We start from the raw sequence: 24,735 nt of genomic DNA, 5'->3' as shown, positions 1-24,735 counted from the left end.
CTACGGAGCACGTATGCTTATCACTAGCCGCCGGCCTCGTTACACTGCCGCCATTATTGCCTTTACGTTCTTGCTCGGCAGTCTGTTCTGCCCCACTCCCTCATGGGCGGACACGCTGTCCGAACTCTACGGCAATCAGTTCGATAGGGCCCAAGTTCTAAGCGCGGGAGAGAATCCGGACGAGGCCGAGGCCCAAGCTCAAGCCGAATCAGACGACGCCGGGCAAAACGAGGACAACGGCATCGCCCTCTTCGCCGCAAGTCCACGCGCTCGCTCCATCTCCCCTCGCAGCATTCCCTCCGAGATGCTCTATTTCTGCAAATGGGAGAGCGGTCAGAACTACGACCAGGGACTGAGCTGGGGCGACGGCTATCACGCGCTGGGCTACTTCCAGTTTGACAATCGCTACGACCTTGGCTCGTTTCTCCAATCTGTCTATTACTACAACCCGAGTAAGTATTCGTGCCTTGCAATCATTGGCTCCCGATATAGCTGGGACGTAAGCGACGCCACTCGAAGCAACGGAACGTTCACCCAGCTCGGCAACGACCTCAACTCCGTGTGGCACGCCTGCTATAAGGCAGACCCCACTGAGTTCTCCCAGCTCCAGAACGACTGGGCCTACACCCAGTACTACGATGGTGTCACCGGCATACGCGGAAGCATGCAGGCCTTTGGCATCAACATCGACAACCGCTCGGACAGCGTCAAGAGCCTCGTCTGGGGCATGGCCAACCTGTTTGGGCAGGGCGGTGGCCGAAGCTATGTACAAAGCGGCCTCTACTACGGCGCCAACTGGTTTATCAAGAACTCCGGAATCAACGGAGCGATGGACGACGAGCAGCTCGTCACCACGCTATGCGACTTCGTCGTTAACAACGTCGCCCGTCGTTATCCCGGCCAGCCCGAGTATTGGAACGGCTGGCAGAACCGTTATCGCGACGAGAAGGCCCATTATCTTTCCGTAATGAAGAAGTGGGTCTACGAGAATGGGAATTGGTATTGGCAGGCCGTCTCCAATGGCGAGCGCAGCAAGGGCTGGGCTTACATCGATGGTACCTGGTACTATCTCGATCCCACGACTGGCGCCATGCAGACGGGCTGGGTCAATGTCGACGGTTCTTGGTACTGGATGAATCAAAATGGTGCAATGCAAACCGGTTGGCTCAAACTAGGTAGTGGCACATATTGGCTTAGTTCGTCCGGCGCGATGGCAACTGGCTGGAATATCATCTCAGGCTCATGGTATTGGTTTGACTCCTCAAGCGGAGCGATGGCCACATCGAGAACATTGATTAGCGGCCAGTGGTCCGACTTCACCAGCTCTGGCATATGGACCGGTTACTCTTCGGGCTGGGATAATCGCGATGGGGCTTGGTACTGGCTCGACAACGGAACGCGCGCCGTCGACTGGCAGCATATTGGCAGCTGGTGGTACTGGTTTGACCCTAGCACTGGAAAGGCCGCCCAGAACGAAATCTTACACATAGGCAGCTACTCATATGCATTTAATTCGGGCTGCGGAATGTGCAGCAACGGCTGGGCTCTTCTCGATGGAACTTGGTATTGGACTACTCGAGACGGCAACCTCGTTAGTGGCTGGATTCGCGTTGGCGGAAGCTGGTACTGGCTTGACACCGCAAATTATGCAATGCGTGTCGGCTGGGCTCGTATTGGAAGTGACCTCTATCACCTATCGTCGTCGGGCGCCATGGATACCGGGTGGCTGTACACGAACGGAAGTTGGTACTGGTTCGATCCGACCATCGGGAGCATGAGAACCGGTTGGCAGCTCATAGGCTCCACATGGTATTACCTGGATACAAATACCGGGGCAATGGAAACTGGATGGGTGCCTATTGGAGATGAGTGGTACTACTTGAATTCAAGTGGTGCCATGCAGTACTCATGCTGGCTTGGCAACTATTACCTCACCAGCAGCGGAGCCATGGCGAAAAGCCAGTGGATTGGACCGTATTACGTAGACGAGAGCGGACGTTGGATTCCCAATAAGGAACGCTAGCGGCAACTTGGCCAAATTGAACGCCCGGTACGGATGGCAATTTTCCGTACCGGGCGCGCTTTTCACTCGCGGACTGCCTTAGTCCGTCTTTTCGGCATCCTTGAGCTCCTTTTCCAAGAGGGCAACTCTCTGGGCCAGATTCTTGACCGCAGCAACTAACCTGCTGACAGCGATGCTGAGCGAAAGGCATATCGCAAAAAGGACGGCAATAGCCACGATGAGAATGAAGTTAGAGGGTGTTATAAAGCCCAACGTTCTCGAAAACCAGAATGGGATAACCGGAAACGCATCGCAGATGAGAATCGCGATGCAAAGTACCATCCAAAGCAACGAGTATTTAAGTTGTAGCTTCCCCTTGGAAACAAGTCCAAGCACATAGATAAGGAATATGAGAAAGAAAGCAGCAGCGGAGATGCGAATGACAACGCTCATGTCGCTATGCCTCCTTTCCATGAGTCCAGCAAACAATCCAAATGGCCAGAGAAACCTTAATCATGTAATAGACCGAGGAAAAGCCACCGATGGACGATTGGCCACCCTGGCGCTCCAGCATCTTTACCGACGTCTCTCGAACGGAGAGCCCCGTCTTCATTGCCAGGGCAAGTGATTCAGGCTCCGGGTAATCGTCAGGATAGTTCTTGCAGAAAAGATCAATGGCCCTTCTGCCACACGCGCGAAAGCCAGATGTTGGGTCTGTAACTGTCTCTCCCGTAAAGAGTTTAATCCACCATGAAAGCCAAGTAATGCCAACGCGGCGCATAAAGGTCGACTGGAATCCGTCCGTCTTCTCGAGAAAGCGAGAGCCGACCGCGAGGTCAGCACCATTGCTGATTTGCTCGACTAACTTTGGGATGTATGAAGGATCATGCTGACCGTCGCCATCGACCTGAATGTCGATGTCATACCCGTATCGTTGAGCATATTTGTGGCCAGCCTGTACTGCCCCGCCAATTCCAAGGTTTTGCGGAAGATCGAGGACGTTTAAGTCGTTTGCACGGCAAATTGAAAGCGTGTCGTCCTTTGAGCCATCGTTTACAACAATATAGTCATAACCACACGCTTCAATTTTGTGAGCAGTCGCAAGAATGCACTCACTTTCGTTGTAAGCAGGGATAATGACGAGAACGCGCGGCTCCGCAGCATTCGTTGTTTCAATAGATGGCATGTAGCTCCATGGTTTCGTATCGGCTTCAATCTTCTGAAGTATAGTTAAGTCTAATGCTTACGATCCGCGTTTGAAACATCGCTTCAGCCCTCCATTTTCAAGGAGTTCCGTCTTGTTCTCGCCTTCCGATCACACGTTTGCCCTTTGCGCCTACGGAGCATCCCCCTATCTTGGTGAGTGCGTCGAATCCCTCTTGAGCCAAACGGTTAATTCGCACATCCTCATCTCAACCTCAACGCCAAACGAAGGCATCTCCTCCGTAGCAAGCAAGTACGGCATCAAGCTCTTCGTTAATACGGGCGAGCCAGGAATTGCCCATGACTGGAACTGTGCCATCGAGCACTGCGAGACTTCCCTTGTTACCATCGCCCACCAGGATGATCTCTACGAACCCCGCTATGCTGAGCGAATGCTCGAAAAAGTAAATAGCACGGCAAGGCCGCTCATTTTCTTCTCCGGCTATGGCGAGCTTCGCCCCGAGGGCAAGGTCACCAGCAACAGACTTCTCAACATTAAGCACGCGCTGCTCAAGCCCCTTGAAAACGGCCATTTTGGCAGCTCGAGGCTAATTCGCAGGCGCTGCCTCTCACTTGGATCGCCCATCTGCTGCCCAGCCGTAACCTACGTCATGCCAAACCTCAATAGGCCCCTATTTGTGGAAGGTTTTAAGTCCGACCTCGACTGGCAAGCTTGGGAGAAGTTCTCGCGCATGGAAGGCTCGTTTGCCTATGACCCTGAGGTTCTCATGTGGCACAGGATTCATGGCGGCTCTGAGACATCGGCCCTCATCAAGGACAATACGAGGACCAGGGAGGACTTGGCCATGCTCTCCCTCTTCTGGCCCAAGCCCATAGCCGCATTCATCAACCATTTCTACGCAGCCGGGCAAAAGAGCAACGGGTAAGGCTATCTTTGATGGAGACATTCAGGCCGAGGCTATAAACCTCGGCCTGAAAAATGTAGGCTATCAATTAATGTCTTGGAATCCAATTCTTGGTTATCATTTCGTAAGCAGCACTAAGGCGCTTTATGCACATTGATGTCACCATAACAAAATTAATCATAAGCGCCACGGATAGTGAGATATCGATCTTCCAGATATCCGTTCCCATTGGAGCCGCAGCTCTTAGCGCCAACAACAGGACGGCCCCAAAACCACAAAGTACTGCCCATAAGACTTCGTTAAATAGCTCATCTATTAATTTTGATTCGCCTGAAGTTGGAATGGGTCCGTCACTCGATGCAAGCTGCAAGCGCAGCTGAAAAATCATGACAGCCACACCACATAGAAGCGCCGATATAATTGAGACTGCCGTTATGACGTCGGTAGACAGGCTATCGACTGCTTGAGGGTCCAGCGGCCAGCACACAAAGAATGCGGCGCCACCCACTAATGGTGCGACCACTTGAATTCCGACATCCGAGTAGCTAATTATTTCAGTTCTTGCATCGACAAGCGTGGCGAAGTACTTTAAATAAACACTTGTTAGGTTCATTTTCCCCATTCCGCCACCTCCGTTCAAGCGAATGAAGAACCTACAGCATTCTGCCATACGAATCATAGATTCCGTCGGCAATCTCTCGACAGCGGTTTATAAGCTCGCTATCTGCGACCGGCGCCTCCCCAGATTCGTTCAAAATTTCAACCACTGGAACACGTAAGTCACCATCAAGTGCAAACGCTCTCGATGACCCGTCTTTTCCTCTAAGACGAACCTTATATTCCTCTTTTCCGTCGAATTCATCAGGTATTCCCAATACTGCAGTCAAACTGCTCTTATCATTAAAAATGTCGTTTATCAGACGAAGCGGGAATAACATGTTCCTCTTATGCTTTACGATATGCGAAATATAAGCTGGCTCGATAATTACTCCTTCGCTCCTGTCAGAGCTGCGAACATACCTTCTAACTTCAATCTCTTCAATTCCCTTAAACGCCTTGAGCGCCTGTTCTTCCTGTACCTGCTCGCGATTTACGCTTGCCCGTATCTGCCCCTTCTTGATATATCCTTCAAACGCCGAAAGCACGACCGTCGGCCCGGCATCGTTGGGAACCCTCTCCACACATGCAAGGGCATACCCATACTCCTTTCGCCGAATTAGCACGAAACGCGAGGAAACCATATCCGCCTCGTTCGCTCCATATCCGTAACTCTTTTCTGCAGTCGCGGTGTTAATAACCGAGCCTGAAACGCCCGCCCTGCCAGACTGCACCGTAACAAAGCAGCAGTCAGAGTCTTGTGCAGGCGTACCGACCATGAGGAATCGTTCGGTGCCACTGACCTGAATGAGGTCATTTTCGTTACGGCAAAACTCTCCAAATACTTCCAAGATATCGACGCCCGCAATATCGTTTGTCCAAAACACTTCATCGGGTTTTCCTGGCTTGTTGAGCCACAGGCGATACACGACCAAGGTTCTTCTCGCAGACAGGGTTTTCATTCCTTGCTCATCTTCCTTTCGCCCAACTCAGCGAGCCGTATCGTCACGTCATTTCACATCTCGGCTTTACTCAATTTACATCTATGTCCTATGGCTCAGGACAGCCCAGGCCAATCCGAGCCAACATCTGCCGGCTCGTACGGGGAGAGAGCGAGCGACTAAGAGAGACAGCCATTGCCAAGCAACGCGCCATCGCTCTACCCAAATATTAACGAGACCGGCGTAACCAGGTTGGGCGGCGTTACGCCGTCCTTCACGGCAATGATGTTGTCAGCAACCGTCATGCCCATGCGCAGGTTGGTCTCGTATGTAGCCGATCCAGCATGAGGCGTAACAATAACGTTCGGTAGGTCGGCAAACGACGGGGCAGGGCCTGGCTCCTGCTCGTGCACGTCGGTCGCATATCCCATTAACTGGCCAGATCGTAGCGCCTTCTCCAGTGCTTCCTTTCTGATGATTCCCCAGCGCGAGGTGTTAACAAGAATCGCGTCCTCGCGCATCATCCTCAGCTCTTTGGCACCAATCAGGTTGGCAGTCGATGCAGTGAGCGGCGTGTGAATAGTCACGATATCGCTTCGCTTGAGCAAGTCGTTCAGCCCCGTGAACATCAGCCCCGTCTTTGCCGCATCGGGCCGCTGACGAATGTCGTTGCCCAGGATATCCATGCCAAAGCCCATCGCACGCCGCGCAACGGCAAGGCCAATGTCACCCACGCCAATGATGCCAATCGTCTTGCCATATAGACTGCGCCCAGCACGCTTTTCCCAGATACCAGCCTTGAGGTCATTGTTCATCTGGGTAATGTGCCGCTCAAGATCGAGGATGAGGCCTAACGTAAGGTCTGCTGTCTCCTCAATGTTGACACCAGGGGCATTCACGACCATAACGCCCTTGTCTGTCGCCGCCTTGTAGTCAATGCCATCTATGCCGCGACCATGCCGAGCAATGACCTTCAGCTTTGGCAGGGCGTTAATCACGCGTCTCGACATGCCATTGACGCCAAGAATGACGGCATCGGCATCCCTTGCGCAGCCAATCTTCTCGGCATCGGTCAGCACGCGGCTATGCTTAATGATCTTTACCTCGCAGCCGGCATCTTCAAGCCGTTGTTTTGGCTCCGTCGTAAAGACGCCAAACGTAGCGGCAAAAGAAACGACTTTGAAGGGGGCATTCTGCATTTCCAAGGCTCTTCTTCTTGAATAACGAATCTGGACAGGAGTATAAAACGGAGCGGCACAAATATGGGCCGGGTCATTTTGTTAGATTGACCCGGCCCGTCCCGCCTCTATGTTGCAGGCGGCTAAATCATTTCAAGCATCGCGCGGTGGAGCCTCTTTCTGGCGTCAGGATCTTTGTCATTGAAGTGGCGCGACCCAGCAATATAACGCTCAAGCGCTTCGAGGTTTTCCTCCTTGGCGTCGATGCCCAGGTCCGGAAGCGTAAGCGGCATTTCCATGCTTCTCAGCATGTTCTTCAGGCCATCTTCTTCCTTCTCAAGCCCATTGAAATACAGCTGACAGAACAGGCCAACGGCAACAATTTCCCCGTGAAGGGACTGCTTCGCCTCTTCGGTAAAGAGCGTTCGCACCCCGTCATATATCACATGGGCAATCTGAGTTTGGTTATATCCCCTCGTGGTGTTGGAGATAACGCCGGTAACGGGCACCGCGGCAAAAACGACATCTTCCAGGGCCTTAGTTACCCGACCCGCCCTGTTGTCCTCAATAGCCTGCTGCCAGCGACCATCAAGAACGTCATAGGTGTAGCACGCGAGGTTATACGCGGTATACAAATCGATGTCCGTTGACGCCAGCTCGAGGTCTGGTCTGCCGTTCAATATCTCGATCTTCTTGGCCATTGCATCGACGATCCCGGCAGCAAGATACCGGGGCGGACATTGGGCAATCACGTCGAGGTCTATGTAACACCCGTTGACCTCATGCCCATAGCGCCACGTAACATCCTTGGCTCCATCTGGTGTGTACATCACACTCGTGCATGCCCCTGGTGCGCACTGAGCAACGTTGGTGGGAATGAGCGTTGCACCAACACCGCTCAGCTCCGCAGTAGCCTTGGCGAGGTCTATTATCTTGCCTCCGCCAATGCCAATAATCTGGCTTGCTCCAATTTCCTTCGCCTTACCGCTGAGCTCCCTAGCCCCTTCGGCACAGCAGGCACCCTTCCAGATCACAAGGCTTGTTTCGATTTTTGACTCTTCAAACACGGGAACAAGACGGTCTCTCACAGCTCCCCATGAGCGCTCGCCAGCAATCACAAGAGCCTTATTGCCAAAGCGAGACAACTCATCTCCAAGCTGCTCCAACAGGCCTGACGCCTGCCTGTACCGACCCATACCAAACTTAATTGCCGAGTCACGCGAAGACAAATCCATTAGAACCTCCATGCAAACGAAACGGTTAATGCGACGGGCAGCCCATCAAGTCCTACGAAAGGTCGCAGGTACACCAAATCTCCTCGTTGTGATAGACCGCAAAGTCATCGAACCCGTAAGCCTCGGACTTGCAGGGCATGCCGTTGCACACATCTTCGAGAATGCCGTACAGCTTCTCGCCAAGAGAATCAATTGTGTCAGAGCCATCGATAACACCAGAGGTATCAAGATCGGTGTTATCCTTCATCGATTCGTACGTCTCGGGGTTACCCGTAACCTTAATCACGGGAATGAGAGCATTGCCCACGGGGTTACCGCGTCCGCTCGTAAAGATACAGACCTGTGCACCGCCAACGGCCATGCCCGACACGCTCTCGATGTCATATCCAGGCGTATCCATAATGACGAGGCCATTTTCAGACGGGATCTCGCCATATCCAACAACCTGGTTAATAGGTCCTGATCCCCCCTTGGAGATGCCTCCGAGGGCCTTCTCCTCGAGAGTAGAAAGGCCACCCTTCATATTGCCCGGGGTCGGGTTTGCTCCACGGACGTCAATACCGTTGGCAATAAATTGATGCTCGAGGTCTTGAACAATCGTGTAGATGTCGTTCCTGACCTTATCGTCCTTTGCACGCTCGCCAAGCAGGTGCTCGGTACCAATGAGCTCAGTAGTCTCTCCCAGCATCACCGTTCCGCCCTTGGAAATCAGGATGTCAGAGCAGGCGCCAACGGTTGGATTGGCGGCGAGACCACTCGTGGCGTCAGACCCACCGCAATTGGTAGCGAGAACAATCTTGGAGGGCTCAACAGGGACGCGAGGCACAAGCCCCGCCTCGGCAACCATCTTCCGGGCGAGCGCAACGCCGTAGGCAATTGCCTTGGGCGTACCTCCAAGCTCCTGGATGGTAAACACTTCCACGGGCTTGTCAGAAAGCGAACGAACATGCTCAGCCAGCTCGTGCGGCTTAGTCGTCTCGCAGCCCAAGCCCACAATGATCGTGCCATAGACATTCGGGTTCTGGGTAACGTTGGCAAGGCAGCGGCGCATGATATCGATGCCTTTGCCAATCTGTCCGCAACCCTTAACGTTGGGAAGAGCAACCGTCCCCTCGACCTGTGCGGCAATCCTCTTGACAGTGTTGTTTGCGCAGCCAACAGTTGACAGGATTAGGACCTTGTTTCGAATTCCGACCTTGCCGTCAGGCCTAATAAATCCGCTAATCATTGGTCTTTACGCTCTCGATGTTGTGGACGTGCACATACTCCCCACGCCTAATTGCGCAAGTGGCGCGCCCGATGGTTTGGCCATACTTAGTTACAAGATCGCCCGGCTCCAAATCCAAATAAGCCAGCTTGTGATAGCGGTCAGCCGCCTCGAGCGCCTTCAGGTCGCCCACGACGGTTCCGTCCTTGCGCGTAACCGTAATCACGTCACCGCTCTGGACGGCGTCGATAACCGTGATGACGTTGTCCTTCTCGTTCATAAGCAAGGCGCGCTTATTCATGGCTCTCCGATCAAAAGAAAAGGGCGGGCGGTATTGGTGCCCGCCCCTCGCCACTCTTACTCTTCCCAGACGATATGCTCTGGCCTCTCTCCCCTAGCCACAAGCTCGGCATTGCCGACACAGATGTCGCCCATACCTTTCAGCGCCTCTACCGTATAGGCCCCGATATGCGGCGTGATGAGAACGCGGGGATTATTGAGGAACGGATCGTCGGGAGCAGGGGGCTCAACGCTCGTGGCATCGATTGCGAGTCCCGCAAGCCTGCCGCTCGAAAGGGCGTTGACAACGGCATCCTGATCGAGCATGTCGCCTCGCGCCGTGTTAACGAGATATGCCCCCGGCTTAATTCCAGCAAGGAACTTCTCATCAACAAGATGGAAGGATGTTGGGTTAAGGGTCGCGTGGAGCGTAATGACATCAGACTCGGCAACGAGCGTATCCAGACCAACATACTCAATGCCGGCCTCTTGCGCCCACGCCTCATCCCTTACGGGATCGTTAGCAATTACCCGCGCGCCGAAACCGTGATGGAGAATCTCCGCAACGCGACTGCCGATATTACCGCAGCCAACAATACCAACCGTTCGGTTACGGAGTTCAAATCCAACGAACTGGCCACGGTCAAGCCATCTGTTAGATTCGGCCGCACGCGTGCCACGCCAGAACTTGCGAATCAAATCGATCATTTCGCAGACGGCACATTCGGCCACGGCCTCCCGCTCAACAGACTTCTCAACCTTCGTGACGAAGCATCCGCACTCCCTTGCGGCGTCAACGTCAACGTTGTTGAATCCGAGACCGTGGCGAGCAACAAGCTTCATCTCAGGCTTGCACTCAAAGAACTCCCTGTCGAACTGGGGCGTTCCAGAGGTGATGATAATATTCGCATCGCCAACCGCTTCAGCAAGCTCCCTGCCACAACAATCGCCAGGTACGCTTACCCGCTTCACGGGTCCAAGCTTCTCGAGCCGCTCCATATGATCAGGGATGGCATAGCCAAAAGAATTCGTATTGGTGATAGCTATACTCACACCACTCATGTTCTGCCCCATGACTCAACCTTTCAGATGCGCTCGGCTCGAGCTATTCCAACATGTCGTCGCAAGCGGCGGCGTACTCCTCGACCTTCTTCATACCAACCTTCTTCTCGACGATGTACCAAACGGCAGCGAGAACGACGAGAATAATCGGGATGATGACCACAGGATTCGTGGTGCAGGCCTTGAAAATGATGTAGGACATAAGCAGGGACGGTCCGCAGAAGGAGCCGATGAGACCCGAGTCAAAGCTCAGACCGGTAGCCGTAGCAAAGCCGGTCATAGCCTCAGCAGACCAAGTTCCGCAGTAGAGAACCGATGCCATGACAACGGTGCCGATGATGAGCGAGCGGAACATGTTGCCGCGGCAAATGGCCAGGATAAGGCAGATGCGGAACGTGATGACCGCGAGGTCGGCAAACGGAAGCATGCGGTTACCAGGCAGAATCACAGCAAGAAGAATGGTGATGGGGGTCATGAGCAGCGTCAGCGTAATGACGGACTCATCGCCGACGATGACGGCAGCGTCAAGGCCAATGTGAAGCTCTCGGCCGTTGAAGTGCTTCTGGCACCACTCGCCAGCCGCCTCGGACACGGGCATAAGGCCCTCAACGAAGATCTGGGTCATGCGGGGGATGAGCACCATGACGGCAGACATGTAAATACCAAGGGTGAAAATCTTACCCGGATCATAGCCGGCAAGCGCACCAATGACGCAGCCGAGGATAAGTCCAAGCATCCAGGGCTCACCGAAGAAGCCGAGATACTTGCGAACGCCAGACATATCGATATCGATTTTGTTGAGACCGGGAATCTTATCGAAGAGCCAGTTCAGGGGAGCCGCAATGATAAGGGAGCTCTGAGCAGGCACATGAGGCAGCGAAACTCCGGGGATGCCAAAGTAGTGAGACACAAAGGGCTGCGTCCAGTCGGCGAACTTGAACGTGATGATTGACATGATGGCAACGCCAATCAAAGCGTATGCAGGGTTGCCGGTCACGAAGAAGATCAGGCCACCACAGGTAAGCATGCTGTGGTAGTTCCAAATATCGATGTCCATCGTATCCGTCAGCTTAAGAACCACCATCACGATATTGATGGCAATAACCTCGAGCACGATAACAGGAACGAGGGTGCTTGCCCAAGCGGCCGACGCAAGAGCGCTCCATCCCACGTCGAGAACATCGAGCTGAATACCAACGGTATCAACCATGGCCTTTGCCGCGGGGCCAAGCTGATCCTTCATAAGCTGAACGACAAGGTTGATGCCTGCGAAGCCAATGGCAATCGTAACACCGGCCTTAAAAGCCTTACTCAGCTTCAGACCAAAGAGCAGGGAGAGAAGCGTGATGATGATAGGCAGCATCACGTAGACTCCGGCGTTCATGATGGCGTTAAACACCGTCATGAATCCATTCAGGAATGCGTCCATGCCTCTTTACCTCACTTTCCTTTCAAACTGGTAATCCATCAAACCTATACAGACCGACAGTGCCTCTCCCGCCGGATACTGCCTACTTGACCGCGTCGAGAATCTGCTGCAGGACGGCCTTCTCGTTAATGCCCGTGAGCAGAGGAGTTCCCATGATCACCGGCGTCTGGACGGCACCCTTCTTGAACCTGCCCGAAGTAACCACAAGGTCGTAATCCTGGGCGAGATGCTCCACCTCCTGGACGCGACATTGGCTGTACTTGACCTCAACGCCGTTCTCCTTGAGGTAGTCGGTCACCTTGTGTGCGACCATTGTCGACGTCACCATGCCGTTGCCACACGCAAACAAGATCTTCTTCATCTGGCTATCCTTTCTTCCCCCGCGACCCGTGCCGCGGTTTTAAACAACCTACGCAAGTTGACTACTCTGCGAATCGAGGAGCGAGAAGCTCGTAAGCCTCATGGGCATTGCTTTCGGCAAGCTTCTTGGCAAACTCCTGGTCCTGGATAACGCCGATGATCTTCTGAATCATCTCGAGGTGGGAGTGAGCCTCGTTAAGTGCAAGCATGAAAACGAGCCTCACGGGCGTCGTGGCGTCGGGGTCATCCATGCGTCGCCAATCCACTGGCTTGCGAAGAATGCCAACGCAGACCGCGGCCTCATTAGCGTTCTCGGCGTCGCAGTGAGGTATGGCCACGTTAATCTCGCCGACCTCGAGCGCCGTGGGATAGTTCTTCTCGCGCTCAGCCAAGGCACCCATATAGCTTTCCTTAACGCTACCAAGCTCATAAAGGTGGTTTGCCAGTACGCCCTCGACCTGGGCCGTGCTCTCGGGATTCTCAAGATCCAGAACGAGCGACTCGTTGAACTTAACTCCCGCCATCGCTACCACCTCACGCGCTTCTCGAACTCAGTAATCTGGTCCGCCAGGGCCGACGAGTTCATCTCTCTGATGTCCTGCTTGTCGAAAATGCCGGAGCCAATTCCGGCGTAAGAGCAGCTGGCATCGAAGAACTCCTGGACGTTGCCGCCGTTAACGCCGCCAACAGCCATGAGAGGCAAGTAATCCAGAGGAGCTTGCACGTCGCTAAAGTACTTGGGGCCCAGGATGCCCGCGGGGAACACCTTCACGATGTCGGCGCCCTTGTCGAACATCTCAACGATTTCGGAGGGACTAAACGCCGCGGGGACCGTTACCACACCGGCGTCCTTCGCAATCTCAAAGATCCGGTCCGAGAAGTTGATAGGCGACAACATGAAGTGCGCGCCCGCCTTAACGGCGGCAACCGCGCGCTCTTCCGTCGTGACCGTGCCGGCGCCAATCTTTACCTCGGAGCCAAACTCCTCGTTAAGCCTCTCGATAATGCCGGCAGCGCCTGGAGTGTTAAACGCAACCTCAACGGCATTGAGCTTCGTGCCAACGAGCTGCTCGACCACGCAGCGGCATTGCTCGTACGTATAGCCTCGAAGAATCACCGTCACCTTGGGAAAATCAGCATTCTTGTCAAACATCCAGCTCTTCTCCTCTCCCCCGTTAGAACCGAAGTCATGGCCTGAAGTCGTTAAAGTGCTTGTCTTTACTAATGCATAATTCACTAAAGCTCTGAATTACGGGTTCATATTTTCTTCGCTCTTGGAGAAACAGTAAAGTTCAAATCCGTAAACGGCAATTTTCCAGTCTAAAAATGCGAAATACCTGCGTTTTATTGAAATGATAAAGCACCGTTTACCGAATACTAAATTTGATTTCTTTGAGGCGCCCCCCCGACCGCGTAATTCATTCATTACGAATTGCATATTTTCATTTTCTCTTTGCATATCTAAGCATTTATATGTTAAGTCTCTACACACTTACTCCATATTTCATGCCTAATGAGCAAGAGCAGGGGCATGCGCCTTGAGAGGCGATACTATGGGCCCAGCCGCGCAATCAGGAATTTCCTCGTCCGCGGTGTCTACCAAGCAGCCCCATCTATCGGGAAAGGGGATTCCCCATGCAGCGAGCAATTGACAAATTGGAGCCCTTCCAGAGGACCATCTCTAAGGCTCACCTTGCGGCGGCGGGCGTATCCATTGACTCTCTTGAGAATCCGGACAAGCCGCTCATTGCCATTGCCAACAGCTGGAACGAGCTTTGCCCCGGCCACGAGCCCCTGCGCCAGCTTGCCGCCGAGGTCAAGAAGGGAATCCTCGAGGCTGGCGGCGAGCCCATCGAGTTCAATACCATTGGCATGTGCGACGGCGTGGCGCAAGGCCATGCGGGCATGCGCTACTGTCTGCCCCACCGCGACCTCATCACGGACTCGTGCGAGGCCATGATTGTGGGTGAGGGCTGCTTTGACGGCGTGGTCTACATGGGTAGCTGCGACAAGATCATTCCTGGCATGCTTATGGCCGCGGCGCGCATCGACCTGCCTGCCGCCATCGTTACCGCGGGCCCCTGCTATGACGAGATCAAGCCGTCCGAATCCAAGGCCCTACGTGCCCGCTTCCTGGCGGGAGAAGCCACCGAGCGCGAGGTCATCGAGGGGACGCTCCGTTACTACACGGGTCCCGGCATCTGCCCGTTCTTGGGTACGGCCAACACGATGGGGTGCCTCTGCGAGGGCCTGGGCATGATGCTGCCCTATGGCGCCCTGTGGCCCTCCTCGACGAGCCAGCGCAGGTTCTCCGCCAGGCGCACCGGCGCTGCCGTTGTTGACCTCGTACGCAGGAACATCAAGCCAAGCGACATCATGACGCAGGCTGCGCTCGACAATGCCGTGGCCTTGTTGGCCTCAATCGGTGGCTCGCTCAACGCGCTTATTCACCTGCCCGCGCTGGCAGACGAGCTTGGCCTTGAGTGCACGTGGGCCAAGGTCGCTGAGGTGACCTCGCGCACGCCCGTTGTCTGCAACGTGGTGCCCAACGGGGACATCTCGTGCATCAACCTATACAAGGCTGGCGGCATCCCCGCGATTCTCAAGACCATCGAAGCGAGCCTCGATACGAGTGTCATGACGGTAAGCGGCAAGACCATGGCCAGCGAGCTCGCGGGCGACATCCCCGTTGATCGCTCGGTTATCAGGACGCAGGACGATCCGGCGTCGGTTGCCAATGGCATCCAGGTTCTCTACGGCAACCTGGCTCCGGAGGGAGCGCTGGTCAAGACGAGTGCCGTTCCGGCCAGCCAACACGTGTGGAATGGCCCCGCCATGGTGTTCAACTCCGAGGACGAGGCGTTTGCAGCCTATAACGAGCACCGTATTGCCGCTGGCACGGGCGTTGTCGTGCGCTACGAGGGTCCAAAGGGTGGGCCAGGCATGAAGGAGCTCCACCGCGTGACGGAGATCATGAAGGGCATTCCCAGCTCTGCCGTGATCACCGACGGGCGTTTCTCTGGCGCCTCGGGCGGTCTGTCCGTTGGCTACCTGTGCCCCGAGGCGCTCGACGGTGCGCCCATTGCGCTTGTGGAGGATGGCGACATCATCCGCGTTGATCTGAGTCAGAACCTCATTGAGCTTGAGGTGGATGAGGCCGAGCTGGAGCGCAGGCGTGCGGCGTGGAGGCCAGTGATTCACGAGAATGGCGGAAGGCTTCTTGCTCGCTATGCCAAGCAAGTGGGGTCCGCAAAGACGGGTGCCGTCTTGAGATAACCAATCAGCCCTTTGGCCCGCCCTTTTATCATTTCAATCAATAGCGGTGTCGCTTGCGGACGGCATCTGAGAGGCCTGATGCGTCGGGCCTCTTTTTATGCGCATACCCCGCAATGCTGTGCATGCCCCACAATGCGTCATCCTCCACCCATCAGCGCCCATCCTAGCCTCCCAGCGATGCTGAAATGCGATGGGCCACGTCACCAAAAGAGGGGCGCCGCCGCCCCTCAGTCTCACATCATGCACCAGCCGCTACCCCGCATACGCGCTGTCGAGCCGCTGTAGGTCCTTAAACGTGTCAATCTCTACGATGTCCTCCTGACGGCACTCACGCACGTGCACGTCGTAGTGGTCGGCGCAGTACGTCAGGGGCACCTCGTCCCAGTAGCGCTCCTTACCGCCCGGCATGGCAATGGTCTTCTCGATGTCGCCCACCAGCCTGTGACCATCCTCGGGCGTCCAGTACGAGATGCCCACCATCTGCCACACGCCGCCGTCGCCACCCACGCGCACGCGCTCGATGACGCCCTTCTTGTCCACGTCAAAGCACCAGTCGTCAGACCGCTCCATGGGAATGGCCAGGTAGTTGGAGTGGTACTGGTACCGCTGAATCAGCTCCGGGTTCGACAGCAATAGGTCGCTCTCGATCACGTACGCGCCCTGCAACTGGTACCTCGCGGCCATGAGGCTCGAGATATTGTTGGCCTCGTTGTACATCGGGTTCTCGATGAACTTGATGTTGGGGTACTTGTACAGCAGCTGGTCAAACTGCTCGCCATAGTACCCGCGCACAATATAGACATCCTCGATGCCCGCCCGCTGCACCGCGTCGAGCAGGGTGTCGATGATCCTCGTGCCCCTCACGCGCACCAGCGGCTTGGGCGTGTTGAGCGTAATGGGCACGAGCCTGCTGCCAAACCCCGCCGCAATGAACACCGCGCGCTTCACGCGGTACGGCTCGAGCGCCGCCAGGCCCGCCGCCGCAAGCGCCCCGTCGCTCATCCAGCCCTTCTCGGTTGCCGCGGCCACCACCGCGTTTACGCTCCCAACGCTCATCTTGGTCTTCTCGGCCAGCTCGCGCTGCGTCAGCGCATACCCCTCGGCCTGCTCAAGGGCGGTCAGAACGAGAAACTCCTTGTACTCCATGCGGCTCTCCACAGCTCGGGGCTCACTCATAAACGTAGCAACCATTCTACGCGTCAAAGCCACACGCGTCTCTCGCGCTCGCACGAGGCTCTCGCGCCCGCCCGCGCCATCCGCTCGTCCAATTAACGCACCTTAATTGTCGGTTCATCCAATTTACGCACTCCCAGGCCATTTAACACGTAGTTTGGACGATCGAATGATCTCCGTACGTAATTTGGACGAGCGCACGCACTAGTACGCCCATGTTCCAGCTCCGCCAGCTCGCTGCCATAGTATTGAACATGAACACGCCGCACTTTCTCGACTTTTGTCCCACTGCACGCTCATTTCAGCCGCACTTCAGTCATACTGTTGAACATCGTGCGAGACGGGTACCCAACAGCGCCCGCAAATCGCACGCGGCAGATACCCCACGGCGTCCGCCTACCAGCACCACACGCGGCAGGCCCGCGCCCGCCGCCCACACAACTAAAGGCACCACCAACCGGGCGCCCCAGCGCCTGCGCAACCAAGGAAACCAATGATCACAAGAAGACAGTTCGTCTCCGGCCTCGCCGCCGGCGTCGCGGCCTACGGCCTCGCGGCACCCCTCGCCGGGTGCTCCTCGCGCGGGGCAGACAACCAGGTCATCATCTACTCCTCCTGCGAGGGCAACCGCAACGAGAACCTCATGACGGCCATTCGCAGCGAGCTCCCAGACCTCGACGTCCGCCTCAAGTACATGTCCACCGGCAACCTCGCCGCCCGCCTCAAGATGGAGGGTGCCTCCGCCGAGTTCGACATCGCCCTCGGCGTCGAGGCCGGCTACCTGCGCGCCGCCGAAGACTCCCTCGTGCCCCTCGCAGAGCGCTTCGACCTCTCCACCTTCGCGGACGACCTCGTAATCTCCGACAAGATCATGCCCCTCACCCGCGAGTGCGGCTGCTTCGCCCACAACACCCAGGTCCTCGCCCGCGCAGGCATCGCCGCCCCCACAGGCCTCGACGACCTGCTCGATCCGCGCTTCCAGGGCCTCGTCACCATGCCCAACCCCAAGGCATCAAGCACCGGCTACAACTTCTACTACTCGATGGTGAACCTCCTCGGCCTCGACGGGGCGCTGGACTACTTCGACTCCCTGGCCCAAAACGTTTACCAGTTCACCTCCTCGGGCGGCGCCCCCGCAAGCGCCCTCACCCGTGGCGAGGCGGGCCTTGGCCTCTCCCTCGTCTTCGAGCTTGTCAACGAGCGCAACGACGGCGCCCCTACCGAGCTCGACCTCTTTCCCGAGGGCGTGCCCTGGACCATGAACGGCATCGCCGTGGTAAAGGGTCACGAAGACCGCCAGGCCGTCTGGGACGTCATGCAGTGGTTCTATAGCCGCGGCATCCTCCTCGACAAGCAGGCCTTCGTGCCCGACCAGGTCTTCAAGGACCAGCACACCACCATCGAGGGCTACCCCACCAACATCACGTACGCAAACATGGACGGCCTGTTCGACGTCGACCTCAAGGAAAGGCTGCTAGACGCATGGAAGTACTAGACAACGCAACGCCCGCCACGGGCAACGTCCTCGAGGTCCGCGCCCTGCGCAAGGTCTACGGCGGCCGCGAGATCCTGCACGGCATCTCCTTTGACGTGCGCGCCGGCGAGTTCCTCTCAATCCTGGGCCCCTCGGGCTGCGGCAAGACCACCACGCTGCGCCTGCTCATTGGCCTGGAGACCGCAGACGGCGGCACCATCACCGCCGCCGGCAAAGACCTCACCCGCCTCGCGCCCTCGCAGCGTGGCATGGGCATCGTGTTTCAGGACTATGCCCTGTTCGAGAACATGACCGTGCAGGAGAACGTCGAGTACCCGCTCTCCTTCCACGCGGACCTTAAACCCAACAAGGCCAAGATCGCGAGCGATCTGCTCGCCCGCGTGGGCCTCGCAGACCAGGGCGCCAAGCGCGTCTCCCAGCTCTCCGGCGGCCAGCAGCAGCGCGTCTCGATTGCCCGCACGCTCGCCCTGAACCCCGGCGTCATCCTGTTCGACGAGCCCATGAGCGCCCTCGACGTCGAGACCCGCCTCGCCCTGCGCGCGGACCTCAAGCAGATCCAGGCCGAGTTTGGCACCACCATGATCTACATCACCCACGACCAGGAGGAGGCCTTCGCCCTCTCCGACCGCGTCATGGTCATGCACGACGGCGCCATCGAGCAGCTGGGCACGCCCGAGGAGCTGCTCTCCAATCCCGCGAGCGACTACATCCGCACCTTCGTCATCGACAACCTCTCGAGGAAGATCGGCTCCCTCAAGAAGTTCATGCAGTTCGTGCAGTAGGCGGTGCACATGGCAAACTCCAACAAGCCGGTCGCTCGCCTCTCGGGCATGAGCGCCGCACGCATTCTGCTCGCGGTCTTCTTCGCCGTGGCCGTCATCGCCCCCGTGGTGGCGCTGCTGCTTCACCTCGCCTCGCCGGGTGCCCTGGAGGTCTTCTCCACCCCGGCCTTTGCCACGTCGCTGGGCAACTCCGTGGTCTCGTCGCTGCTCGGCACCGCCCTTTCGGTGGCGCTCGCGCTCGCCGCGGCCCTCACGCTCACGCGCACCAACGTGCCCCTCCGCAACGCCTGGGCCATCGTGCTCACTCTGCCCATGCTCATTCCGTCAATCGCCCACGGCATGGGCCTCGTCTACCTCTTTGGCTCCAACGGCATCGTCACGAACTTCCTGGGCACCAGCTGGAACATTTACGGCCTGCAGGGCATCGTCATGGGCGCGCTGCTCTACTCGTTCCCGCCGGCGTTCCTCATGCTCTACGACGCCCTGCGCTACGAGAACTGCCAGGTCTACGACGCGGCAGATATCATGGGCATCCCCAAGGCCTCCCAGTTTGCGCGTATCACGCTGCCCTACCTGGCCCGCCCGCTCGTCTCGACCGTCTTCGCCACCTTCACGCTCATCATCACCGACTACGGCGTGCCCATCATGGTGGGCGGCAAGTACTCCACGCTTTCGGTGCTCATGTACCAGGAGGTCATCGGCCGCCTCAACTTTGACTCGGGCGTGGCCATTGGCGTGGCGCTCATCCTGCCGGCCATCGTGGCCTTCGTGGTCGACCTTCTCACCAACGCCCAGGGCAACCTCGCCTTTAGCGTGCACCCCAAGCGCGTGGGCAAGAGCGCCGGGCGCGACGTCGCAGGCTGGGTCCTGCTCGTTGCCCTTGCCCTCTTTCTGGTGAGCCCGCTCGCAGCCTTCTCGGTCGTGGCCTTCGTGGTCAAATACCCCATCACCATGACCCCCACGCTCGCCAACATCGACCGTGCCCTCGTCTTTGGCATGGACGAGTACTGGCTCAACTCCATCGTCATCGCCATTACGGTGTCGGTGCTGGGAGCCGCGGTGAGCTGGCTTGCGGCCTACGTCTCGGCCCGCGCGCAGGGCGGGTTCGGACGGGCACTCCACCTCGTGTGCATCACCACGATGGCTATCCCCGGCATCGTCCTGGGCCTCGCCTACATGATGTTCTTCAAGGGCACGCCCCTCTACGGCACCATCGGCATCCTCATCATGGTGAACCTCGTGCACTTCTTCGCGAGCCCCTACCTCATGGCCTACAACGCCCTCAACAAGCTCAACGCAAGCCTCGAGGCCGTGGGCCAGACGCTGGGCATCCCGCGCCGCCGCATGATCCTCGACGTCTTCGTCCCGCAGACCTTGGGCACCATCATCGAGATGGCCTCGTACTTCTTCGTGAACTGCATGGTCACGATTAGCGCCGTGGCGTTCCTGGCAAACGTCTCGCACATGCCGCTGGCCCTGCTCATCTCGGACTTCGACACGCAGATGCTCGTCGAGTGCGCGGCGCTCGTCTCCATGGTGATCTTCGTGACCAACGTCGCCGCCAAGGTGGTCTTCGCCGCCGTCAAGCGCACGCTCGCCAAGTAGCTTTGGCCGAGAAGGGCGGCGACCATCGCAGACCGTCGCCCTTCTCGCGCTCGCCGCGCCGGCCACCTCCATCCGCTCATCCAAAATACGCATCCATCGGCCTTCTAGCACGTATTTTGGACGAGCGAACAAACATGCTGCGCTTATACTCATAAGGCACGATGCTGACACGCCGCCAGCCCTCGGGCTGGCGGCTTTTTCATGAAGAAAGGCCCCGCATGAGTTCTCGCGCCTCCCGCCTTGCCCCCGCCCCGCGAGCTGCCGTCTGCCACGCTACGGCCGCACGCGCCCCGCACCTCACGCACGCTCCGCGCCTCGCACTCGCCGCGCTCGACGTGTTGTTCCTCGCCGCCACGGCCACCTGCCTGTGGGGCGCCCTCGCGCGCCCGGCGCTCGCCTACGTCGACCCCTCGGTCATGACCTACACCATCCAGGCGCTCGCCGGCGTGGCCGTGGCCCTCTCGGCGGTCCTGGGCGTCGTGTGGCGCCGCGCCCGCCGCTGGCTACTGCGCGCCATGCACGTCGACGAGAACGCCGGCAAGGCCGTCGAGCCCACCGTCCACGCCCTCGACGCTGCCGAGACAAGCGCTGACGCTCGCGCTGCCTCCCTCGCCTCCGCAGACGACGCCGCCCGCGACCTCATGCGCCCCCGCAAGCCCTTTGCGCCCACGCTTCGCTGGCGCACGCGCCTCGTCCTCGCCTTCGTCTGCGCCCTCGTCCTTTCCCTCTGTGTCTTCTTCGTGGCGCCGCTCGAGGTCGTCATCCCGGGCTGCTCGTCGCTCTCGTTCTCGCTCGCCAACGTATGGCTGCCGCTCGTGGTGCTCGCGCTCCTCGCCGCCGCGGCTATCGCCCTTGCCGCGAGTGCAACCTGCGGCCGCGCGTTCGACGTTGTGCTCGCCGTCATCGCCGCCGTCTGCGTGTGCACCCTGTTGCAGGAGGTTCTGCTCAACCGTAACCTGCCTTCCGCCGATGGCTCCCTCATCGACTGGTCCATCTACGACAAGTGCATGCTCGTCTCCACTGTCGTCTGGCTCGTGGTTATCGCTGCATTCGTTGCCTTTGCCCTCATCCGCCCGCTGTGGAGCCGCGTTGCCGCCGTGGCCGCTTGCCTCGTCATCTGCCTCGCACAGGGCGTGGGCCTCGGTGCCCTTGCCGGCCGCTACGCCGAGGCCCTGAGCCGCCCCACCGTCACCGAGGAGGGCCTCACGAGCGTCTCATCCAAGAGCAACGTCATCGTCTTCGTCCTCGACATGTTCGACACCAAGGACATGGACGACGTCATGGCCGCCTACCCCGACGCCGCGGACGAGCTGGACGGCTTCACCTGGTACCACAACTCCGTGGGCTCGATGATCCCCACGCGCTACGGCATCCCCTTCATCGTGACGGGCCACGACTTCGACCCCTCGAGCAGCACCTTTGACACGCAGCAGCTCGAGAGCTGGTTCAGCGACCGCAATCTGCTCAACGTGGCCAACGACCAAGGCTACTCGGTGGGCGTTTACTCGGACTCCGTGACCTATGGCCTGAATGCCCTCGAGGGCAAGACCATAAACGTCCACACCGTGGAACCCTTCTTCGCAGACTTCTTCGCCTGCGCCAAGGCACTGGGCGGCTGCGGCCTCTACCGCGACCTCCCCTACCCGCTCAAGCCCATCTTCTGGTTCACCACAGACCAGCTGAACGACGCCGTGGTTCCCACCGACGCCCGCACGCCCGAGAACACCCCCTACGTCCTCGACGACGCCGAGCTCCACCGCGAGTTCTCCCAGCCCGTCATCAAGGCCGACGACACGGCCGAGGCCGGCGCCTACCGCATCATCCACTGCCAGGGCTCGCACTGGCCCTACATCATGGACCAGAACGGCAACACGGTGCAGGTAGACCAGTCAGACCACGCCTCGCTCGTGAACCAGGCGCGTGGCTCGCTCAGCATCGTCGAGGAGTACATCCGCCAGCTCAAGGACCTGGGCGTCTACGACCAGTCGACCATCGTCATCACGGCCGACCACGGCGTCTGGCCCTGGAACCACGCGCGTCTCAACAAGACCACCTCGCCCATCCTGCTCGTGAAGCCCGCCGGCGCAGACGCCAGCACGCCCATGCAGATAAGCGAGGTGCCCACCGGCCACGTTGACCTGCCGGCCACCCTCGAGTGGGCCGCGGGCGCCTGGAGCGGCTCTGCGACAGACGCCACGGGCTCCTCCACCGTCATGGCAGACGGCAAGCCCGTCTTCGAGGTCACGGACGGGGATCGCCCGCGCCTCTTCTACTGGAACGATCACGACGGCAAGGTCGACTGGCACCTGGTCGAGTACGAGGTCGACGGCAAGGCCAACGAATTCTCCAGCTGGCATGAGACGGGCCGCGTGTGGGACGTCGATATGGAAGGCTACAATCAAAAGTAGTTCGCGAGGGCCGGCCAGCACCGGCCCTCTTGCTGAGAAGATTTGGAGCACCCATGCGCAAGCCGCCCGTCATCTGCATCGTCATCCCCTGCTACAACGAGCAGGAGGTCCTGCCCGTGACGAGCGGGCTGTTCACCGCCGAGCTCGACGAGCTGGTGGGCAGCGGCAGGGCCGACCCCGCGAGCCACGTGCTGCTCGTGAACGACGGCTCAAGGGACAGGACCTGGGAGATCATCGAGGGCCTGTCCGAGCAGGACCCGCGCTTCCGCGGCATGTCGCTCTCGCGCAACCGCGGCCACCAGAACGCCCTCCTCGCCGGCCTCATGGAGTGCCGGCACAGCTGCGACTGCGCCATCTCAATCGACTGCGATGGCCAGGACGACATCTCTGCCATGGGGGAGATGGTCGACGCCTACCTCGACGGCTGCGACGTGGTCTACGGCGTGCGCTCCTCCCGCGAGACCGACACGGCCTTCAAGCGCGCCACCGCCCAGGGCTTCTACCGCCTGCTGGGGTCCATGGGCGTGGAGTGCGTCTACAACCACGCCGACTACCGCCTCATGGCGAAGGACGCCTTGGAGGCGCTCTCGCGGTTCGGCGAGGTCAACCTGTTCCTGCGCGGCATGGTGCCGCTCGTGGGCTTCAAGAGCACGTCCGTCTACTACGAGCGCCACGAGCGCATGGCGGGCCAGTCCCACTACCCGCTCTCCAAGATGGTGGCGCTCGCCGTCGACGGCATCACGAGCCTGTCGGTGAGGCCCATCCGCCTCATCGCCTGGACGGGGCTGGTCGTCGCCCTGGCCAGCCTCGTTGCCATCGTGTGGGTTCTCGTGCGCCACGCCATGGGCGCCACGGTCACGGGCTGGGCCTCCACCACCGCGGCGGTGTGCTTCATGGGGGGCGTGCAGATGCTCTCCCTGGGCGTGATCGGCGAGTACGTGGGCAAGGTCTACATGGAGACCAAGCGCCGCCCCCGCTGGATCATCTCCAAGCGCACCTGGGAAAGCCGCGACGACAACTAGAGCTTCCGCCCTTATAGATCCAGCTCGATGCCAACTAACAGAAATGGCCGCCTCATTTATAAACCAATGGGTCTAAAAATGAGGCGGCCTCTTTCTGGCACCAGCTTATAGCGAACATCTCTACTCGACGTCTCCGCCGTCGAGCCACTTCTTCCGCGAGAAGAAGTTCCAGACCAGGACGATAACCGTGGCGACAAGCTTGGTAATCGTGACCGTCAACGCGGAATCGCCCAGCGCAGCCACGCCGGCCAGCATGATGAGCTCATTGATGACAAGGCCGATAACAGACAGGATGATGAAGATGAAAAACTCGCGAGAGCGGCTAAGGTCATCGCGGTGAGTGAACACAAAGCGCATGGATGCCACGTAGTTGAACACCACGGAGACACAGAACGAGATGCCGGCAGACAGCACCGCGTCAACGCCAAAGCCCTGCGAGAGGAGCATCAGCACGCCGTAATCGATAAAGAAGGCGACGATGCCCACCACACCAAACTTCATGAACTGCTCGATAAGATTGCGCACTTGAACGCTCCTGTAGTGCCTCGGGGATGACAAACGATCATAGATTAGCCTAATTAAATAGACGTCGCCCGGGGGGCCGGCTCGACCCCC

The 24,735-nt window shown here is 58.2% G+C and carries 23 protein-coding genes; 8 read left to right on the top strand and 15 right to left on the bottom strand.

The window, feature by feature from the left end; genetic code table 11:
- Positions 1-13 precede the first annotated feature (13 nt).
- Positions 14-2,023: a hypothetical protein gene (locus Q3866_RS05410; RefSeq protein ID WP_301830201.1), complete on the top strand. Its 2,010-nt coding sequence runs from the start codon at positions 14-16 to the stop codon at positions 2,021-2,023.
- 78 nt (positions 2,024-2,101) lie between these two features.
- Here Q3866_RS05410 and Q3866_RS05405 read toward each other — a convergent pair whose 3' ends face one another.
- On the bottom strand, positions 2,102-2,455 hold the full coding sequence (locus Q3866_RS05405; protein ID WP_301830199.1) for a DUF2304 domain-containing protein: 354 nt from the start codon (positions 2,453-2,455) through the stop codon (positions 2,102-2,104).
- Between the two features lie 4 nt (positions 2,456-2,459).
- Complete coding sequence (locus tag Q3866_RS05400) at positions 2,460-3,188, bottom strand: glycosyltransferase family 2 protein (RefSeq protein ID WP_301830196.1); 729 nt, start codon at positions 3,186-3,188, stop codon at positions 2,460-2,462.
- Between the two features lie 112 nt (positions 3,189-3,300).
- Between Q3866_RS05400 and Q3866_RS05395 the strand changes: the two genes are divergently transcribed.
- Positions 3,301-4,092 (top strand): glycosyltransferase, encoded by a 792-nt coding sequence (locus Q3866_RS05395; protein ID WP_301830192.1) that lies wholly within the window; start codon positions 3,301-3,303, stop codon positions 4,090-4,092.
- Between the two features lie 67 nt (positions 4,093-4,159).
- Here the strand turns inward: Q3866_RS05395 and Q3866_RS05390 are convergent, their stop codons facing one another.
- The 11 genes from Q3866_RS05390 to Q3866_RS05340 form a co-directional block, all read right to left on the bottom strand.
- Positions 4,160-4,693, bottom strand: coding sequence for a hypothetical protein (locus Q3866_RS05390; RefSeq protein WP_301830190.1), 534 nt, complete (start codon positions 4,691-4,693; stop codon positions 4,160-4,162).
- 31 nt (positions 4,694-4,724) lie between these two features.
- Positions 4,725-5,630, bottom strand: coding sequence for a hypothetical protein (locus tag Q3866_RS05385; protein WP_301830188.1), 906 nt, complete (start codon positions 5,628-5,630; stop codon positions 4,725-4,727).
- Positions 5,631-5,827: 197 nt separating this feature from the next.
- Complete coding sequence (locus Q3866_RS05380) at positions 5,828-6,808, bottom strand: phosphoglycerate dehydrogenase (RefSeq protein WP_301830281.1); 981 nt, start codon at positions 6,806-6,808, stop codon at positions 5,828-5,830.
- A 122-nt stretch (positions 6,809-6,930) separates the two neighbouring features.
- On the bottom strand, positions 6,931-8,022 hold the full coding sequence (locus tag Q3866_RS05375) for an iron-containing alcohol dehydrogenase (RefSeq protein ID WP_301830186.1): 1,092 nt from the start codon (positions 8,020-8,022) through the stop codon (positions 6,931-6,933).
- A 52-nt stretch (positions 8,023-8,074) separates the two neighbouring features.
- Positions 8,075-9,250 carry a UxaA family hydrolase gene (locus Q3866_RS05370; protein ID WP_301830185.1) on the bottom strand — a complete coding sequence of 392 codons (1,176 nt, stop codon included), beginning with the start codon at positions 9,248-9,250 and terminating at the stop codon, positions 8,075-8,077.
- A complete protein-coding gene (locus tag Q3866_RS05365) occupies positions 9,243-9,509 on the bottom strand; it encodes a UxaA family hydrolase (RefSeq protein WP_301830184.1) in 267 nt (88 codons plus the stop codon). Before Q3866_RS05365 ends, Q3866_RS05370 begins: the two co-directional genes overlap by 8 nt.
- 77 nt (positions 9,510-9,586) lie before the next feature.
- Positions 9,587-10,582: an NAD(P)-dependent oxidoreductase gene (locus Q3866_RS05360; protein ID WP_301830183.1), complete on the bottom strand. Its 996-nt coding sequence runs from the start codon at positions 10,580-10,582 to the stop codon at positions 9,587-9,589.
- Between the two features lie 31 nt (positions 10,583-10,613).
- Entirely contained in the window at positions 10,614-11,975 is a 1,362-nt protein-coding gene (locus Q3866_RS05355; protein WP_301830182.1) for a PTS galactitol transporter subunit IIC, read from the bottom strand.
- Positions 11,976-12,081: 106 nt separating this feature from the next.
- The gene (locus Q3866_RS05350) at positions 12,082-12,360 is read right to left on the bottom strand and encodes a PTS sugar transporter subunit IIB (RefSeq protein WP_301830181.1); all 279 of its coding nucleotides are present in this window, start codon (positions 12,358-12,360) and stop codon (positions 12,082-12,084) included.
- A gap of 61 nt (positions 12,361-12,421) precedes the next feature.
- Positions 12,422-12,883: a PTS sugar transporter subunit IIA gene (locus Q3866_RS05345; protein ID WP_126422629.1), complete on the bottom strand. Its 462-nt coding sequence runs from the start codon at positions 12,881-12,883 to the stop codon at positions 12,422-12,424.
- A 2-nt stretch (positions 12,884-12,885) separates the two neighbouring features.
- Positions 12,886-13,512 carry a bifunctional 4-hydroxy-2-oxoglutarate aldolase/2-dehydro-3-deoxy-phosphogluconate aldolase gene (locus Q3866_RS05340; RefSeq protein ID WP_301830180.1) on the bottom strand — a complete coding sequence of 209 codons (627 nt, stop codon included), beginning with the start codon at positions 13,510-13,512 and terminating at the stop codon, positions 12,886-12,888.
- Positions 13,513-13,994: 482 nt separating this feature from the next.
- Between Q3866_RS05340 and ilvD the strand changes: the two genes are divergently transcribed.
- Positions 13,995-15,635: a dihydroxy-acid dehydratase gene (gene ilvD / locus Q3866_RS05335; RefSeq protein ID WP_301830179.1), complete on the top strand. Its 1,641-nt coding sequence runs from the start codon at positions 13,995-13,997 to the stop codon at positions 15,633-15,635.
- Positions 15,636-15,887: 252 nt separating this feature from the next.
- Here ilvD and Q3866_RS05330 read toward each other — a convergent pair whose 3' ends face one another.
- Complete coding sequence (locus Q3866_RS05330; RefSeq protein WP_301830178.1) at positions 15,888-16,781, bottom strand: NTP transferase domain-containing protein; 894 nt, start codon at positions 16,779-16,781, stop codon at positions 15,888-15,890.
- Between the two features lie 520 nt (positions 16,782-17,301).
- On the opposite strand from Q3866_RS05330, the gene Q3866_RS05325 reads away from it, so the two are divergent.
- From Q3866_RS05325 to Q3866_RS05305, 5 genes are all read left to right on the top strand, one after another.
- Positions 17,302-18,303, top strand: coding sequence for an extracellular solute-binding protein (locus tag Q3866_RS05325; RefSeq protein ID WP_301830177.1), 1,002 nt, complete (start codon positions 17,302-17,304; stop codon positions 18,301-18,303).
- The gene (locus Q3866_RS05320; RefSeq protein ID WP_301830176.1) at positions 18,291-19,085 is read left to right on the top strand and encodes an ABC transporter ATP-binding protein; all 795 of its coding nucleotides are present in this window, start codon (positions 18,291-18,293) and stop codon (positions 19,083-19,085) included. Before Q3866_RS05325 ends, Q3866_RS05320 begins: the two co-directional genes overlap by 13 nt.
- Before the next feature lie 9 nt (positions 19,086-19,094).
- Positions 19,095-20,690, top strand: coding sequence for an ABC transporter permease subunit (locus tag Q3866_RS05315; protein WP_301830175.1), 1,596 nt, complete (start codon positions 19,095-19,097; stop codon positions 20,688-20,690).
- Positions 20,691-20,908: 218 nt separating this feature from the next.
- Positions 20,909-23,098 (top strand): hypothetical protein, encoded by a 2,190-nt coding sequence (locus Q3866_RS05310; protein ID WP_301830174.1) that lies wholly within the window; start codon positions 20,909-20,911, stop codon positions 23,096-23,098.
- A gap of 53 nt (positions 23,099-23,151) precedes the next feature.
- Positions 23,152-24,120, top strand: coding sequence for a glycosyltransferase family 2 protein (locus Q3866_RS05305; protein WP_301830173.1), 969 nt, complete (start codon positions 23,152-23,154; stop codon positions 24,118-24,120).
- A 120-nt stretch (positions 24,121-24,240) separates the two neighbouring features.
- Here the strand turns inward: Q3866_RS05305 and Q3866_RS05300 are convergent, their stop codons facing one another.
- Positions 24,241-24,645 carry a GtrA family protein gene (locus tag Q3866_RS05300; protein WP_301830172.1) on the bottom strand — a complete coding sequence of 135 codons (405 nt, stop codon included), beginning with the start codon at positions 24,643-24,645 and terminating at the stop codon, positions 24,241-24,243.
- Between the last annotated feature and the right edge of the window lie 90 nt (positions 24,646-24,735).

Origin of the sequence: uncultured Parolsenella sp. (assembly GCF_958346945.1) — a bacterium.
GTDB lineage: Bacteria > Actinomycetota > Coriobacteriia > Coriobacteriales > Atopobiaceae > Parolsenella.
This window is presented reverse-complemented; position numbering and strand designations above follow the sequence as displayed.

Excerpts from the sequence above, each read along its gene's own strand:
- Q3866_RS05365 (WP_301830184.1), bottom strand. The coding sequence starts at position 9,509 with ATGAACGAGAAGGACAACGTCATCACGGTTATCGACGCCGTCCAGAGC.
- Q3866_RS05325 (WP_301830177.1), top strand. The coding sequence starts at position 17,302 with ATGATCACAAGAAGACAGTTCGTCTCCGGCCTCGCCGCCGGCGTCGCG.
- Q3866_RS05315 (WP_301830175.1), top strand. The coding sequence starts at position 19,095 with ATGGCAAACTCCAACAAGCCGGTCGCTCGCCTCTCGGGCATGAGCGCC.
- Q3866_RS05360 (WP_301830183.1), bottom strand. The coding sequence starts at position 10,582 with ATGGGGCAGAACATGAGTGGTGTGAGTATAGCTATCACCAATACGAAT.
- ilvD (WP_301830179.1), top strand. The coding sequence starts at position 13,995 with ATGCAGCGAGCAATTGACAAATTGGAGCCCTTCCAGAGGACCATCTCT.
- Q3866_RS05320 (WP_301830176.1), top strand. The coding sequence starts at position 18,291 with ATGGAAGTACTAGACAACGCAACGCCCGCCACGGGCAACGTCCTCGAG.
- Q3866_RS05355 (WP_301830182.1), bottom strand. The coding sequence starts at position 11,975 with ATGACGGTGTTTAACGCCATCATGAACGCCGGAGTCTACGTGATGCTG.
- Q3866_RS05340 (WP_301830180.1), bottom strand. The coding sequence starts at position 13,512 with ATGTTTGACAAGAATGCTGATTTTCCCAAGGTGACGGTGATTCTTCGA.
- Q3866_RS05350 (WP_301830181.1), bottom strand. The coding sequence starts at position 12,360 with ATGAAGAAGATCTTGTTTGCGTGTGGCAACGGCATGGTGACGTCGACA.
- Q3866_RS05345 (WP_126422629.1), bottom strand. The coding sequence starts at position 12,883 with ATGGCGGGAGTTAAGTTCAACGAGTCGCTCGTTCTGGATCTTGAGAAT.
- Q3866_RS05400 (WP_301830196.1), bottom strand. The coding sequence starts at position 3,188 with ATGCCATCTATTGAAACAACGAATGCTGCGGAGCCGCGCGTTCTCGTC.
- Q3866_RS05405 (WP_301830199.1), bottom strand. The coding sequence starts at position 2,455 with ATGAGCGTTGTCATTCGCATCTCCGCTGCTGCTTTCTTTCTCATATTC.
- Q3866_RS05310 (WP_301830174.1), top strand. The coding sequence starts at position 20,909 with ATGAGTTCTCGCGCCTCCCGCCTTGCCCCCGCCCCGCGAGCTGCCGTC.
- Q3866_RS05380 (WP_301830281.1), bottom strand. The coding sequence starts at position 6,808 with ATGCAGAATGCCCCCTTCAAAGTCGTTTCTTTTGCCGCTACGTTTGGC.
- Q3866_RS05385 (WP_301830188.1), bottom strand. The coding sequence starts at position 5,630 with ATGAAAACCCTGTCTGCGAGAAGAACCTTGGTCGTGTATCGCCTGTGG.
- Q3866_RS05375 (WP_301830186.1), bottom strand. The coding sequence starts at position 8,022 with ATGGATTTGTCTTCGCGTGACTCGGCAATTAAGTTTGGTATGGGTCGG.
- Q3866_RS05305 (WP_301830173.1), top strand. The coding sequence starts at position 23,152 with ATGCGCAAGCCGCCCGTCATCTGCATCGTCATCCCCTGCTACAACGAG.
- Q3866_RS05390 (WP_301830190.1), bottom strand. The coding sequence starts at position 4,693 with ATGGGGAAAATGAACCTAACAAGTGTTTATTTAAAGTACTTCGCCACG.
- Q3866_RS05410 (WP_301830201.1), top strand. The coding sequence starts at position 14 with ATGCTTATCACTAGCCGCCGGCCTCGTTACACTGCCGCCATTATTGCC.
- Q3866_RS05370 (WP_301830185.1), bottom strand. The coding sequence starts at position 9,250 with ATGATTAGCGGATTTATTAGGCCTGACGGCAAGGTCGGAATTCGAAAC.
- Q3866_RS05330 (WP_301830178.1), bottom strand. The coding sequence starts at position 16,781 with ATGGAGTACAAGGAGTTTCTCGTTCTGACCGCCCTTGAGCAGGCCGAG.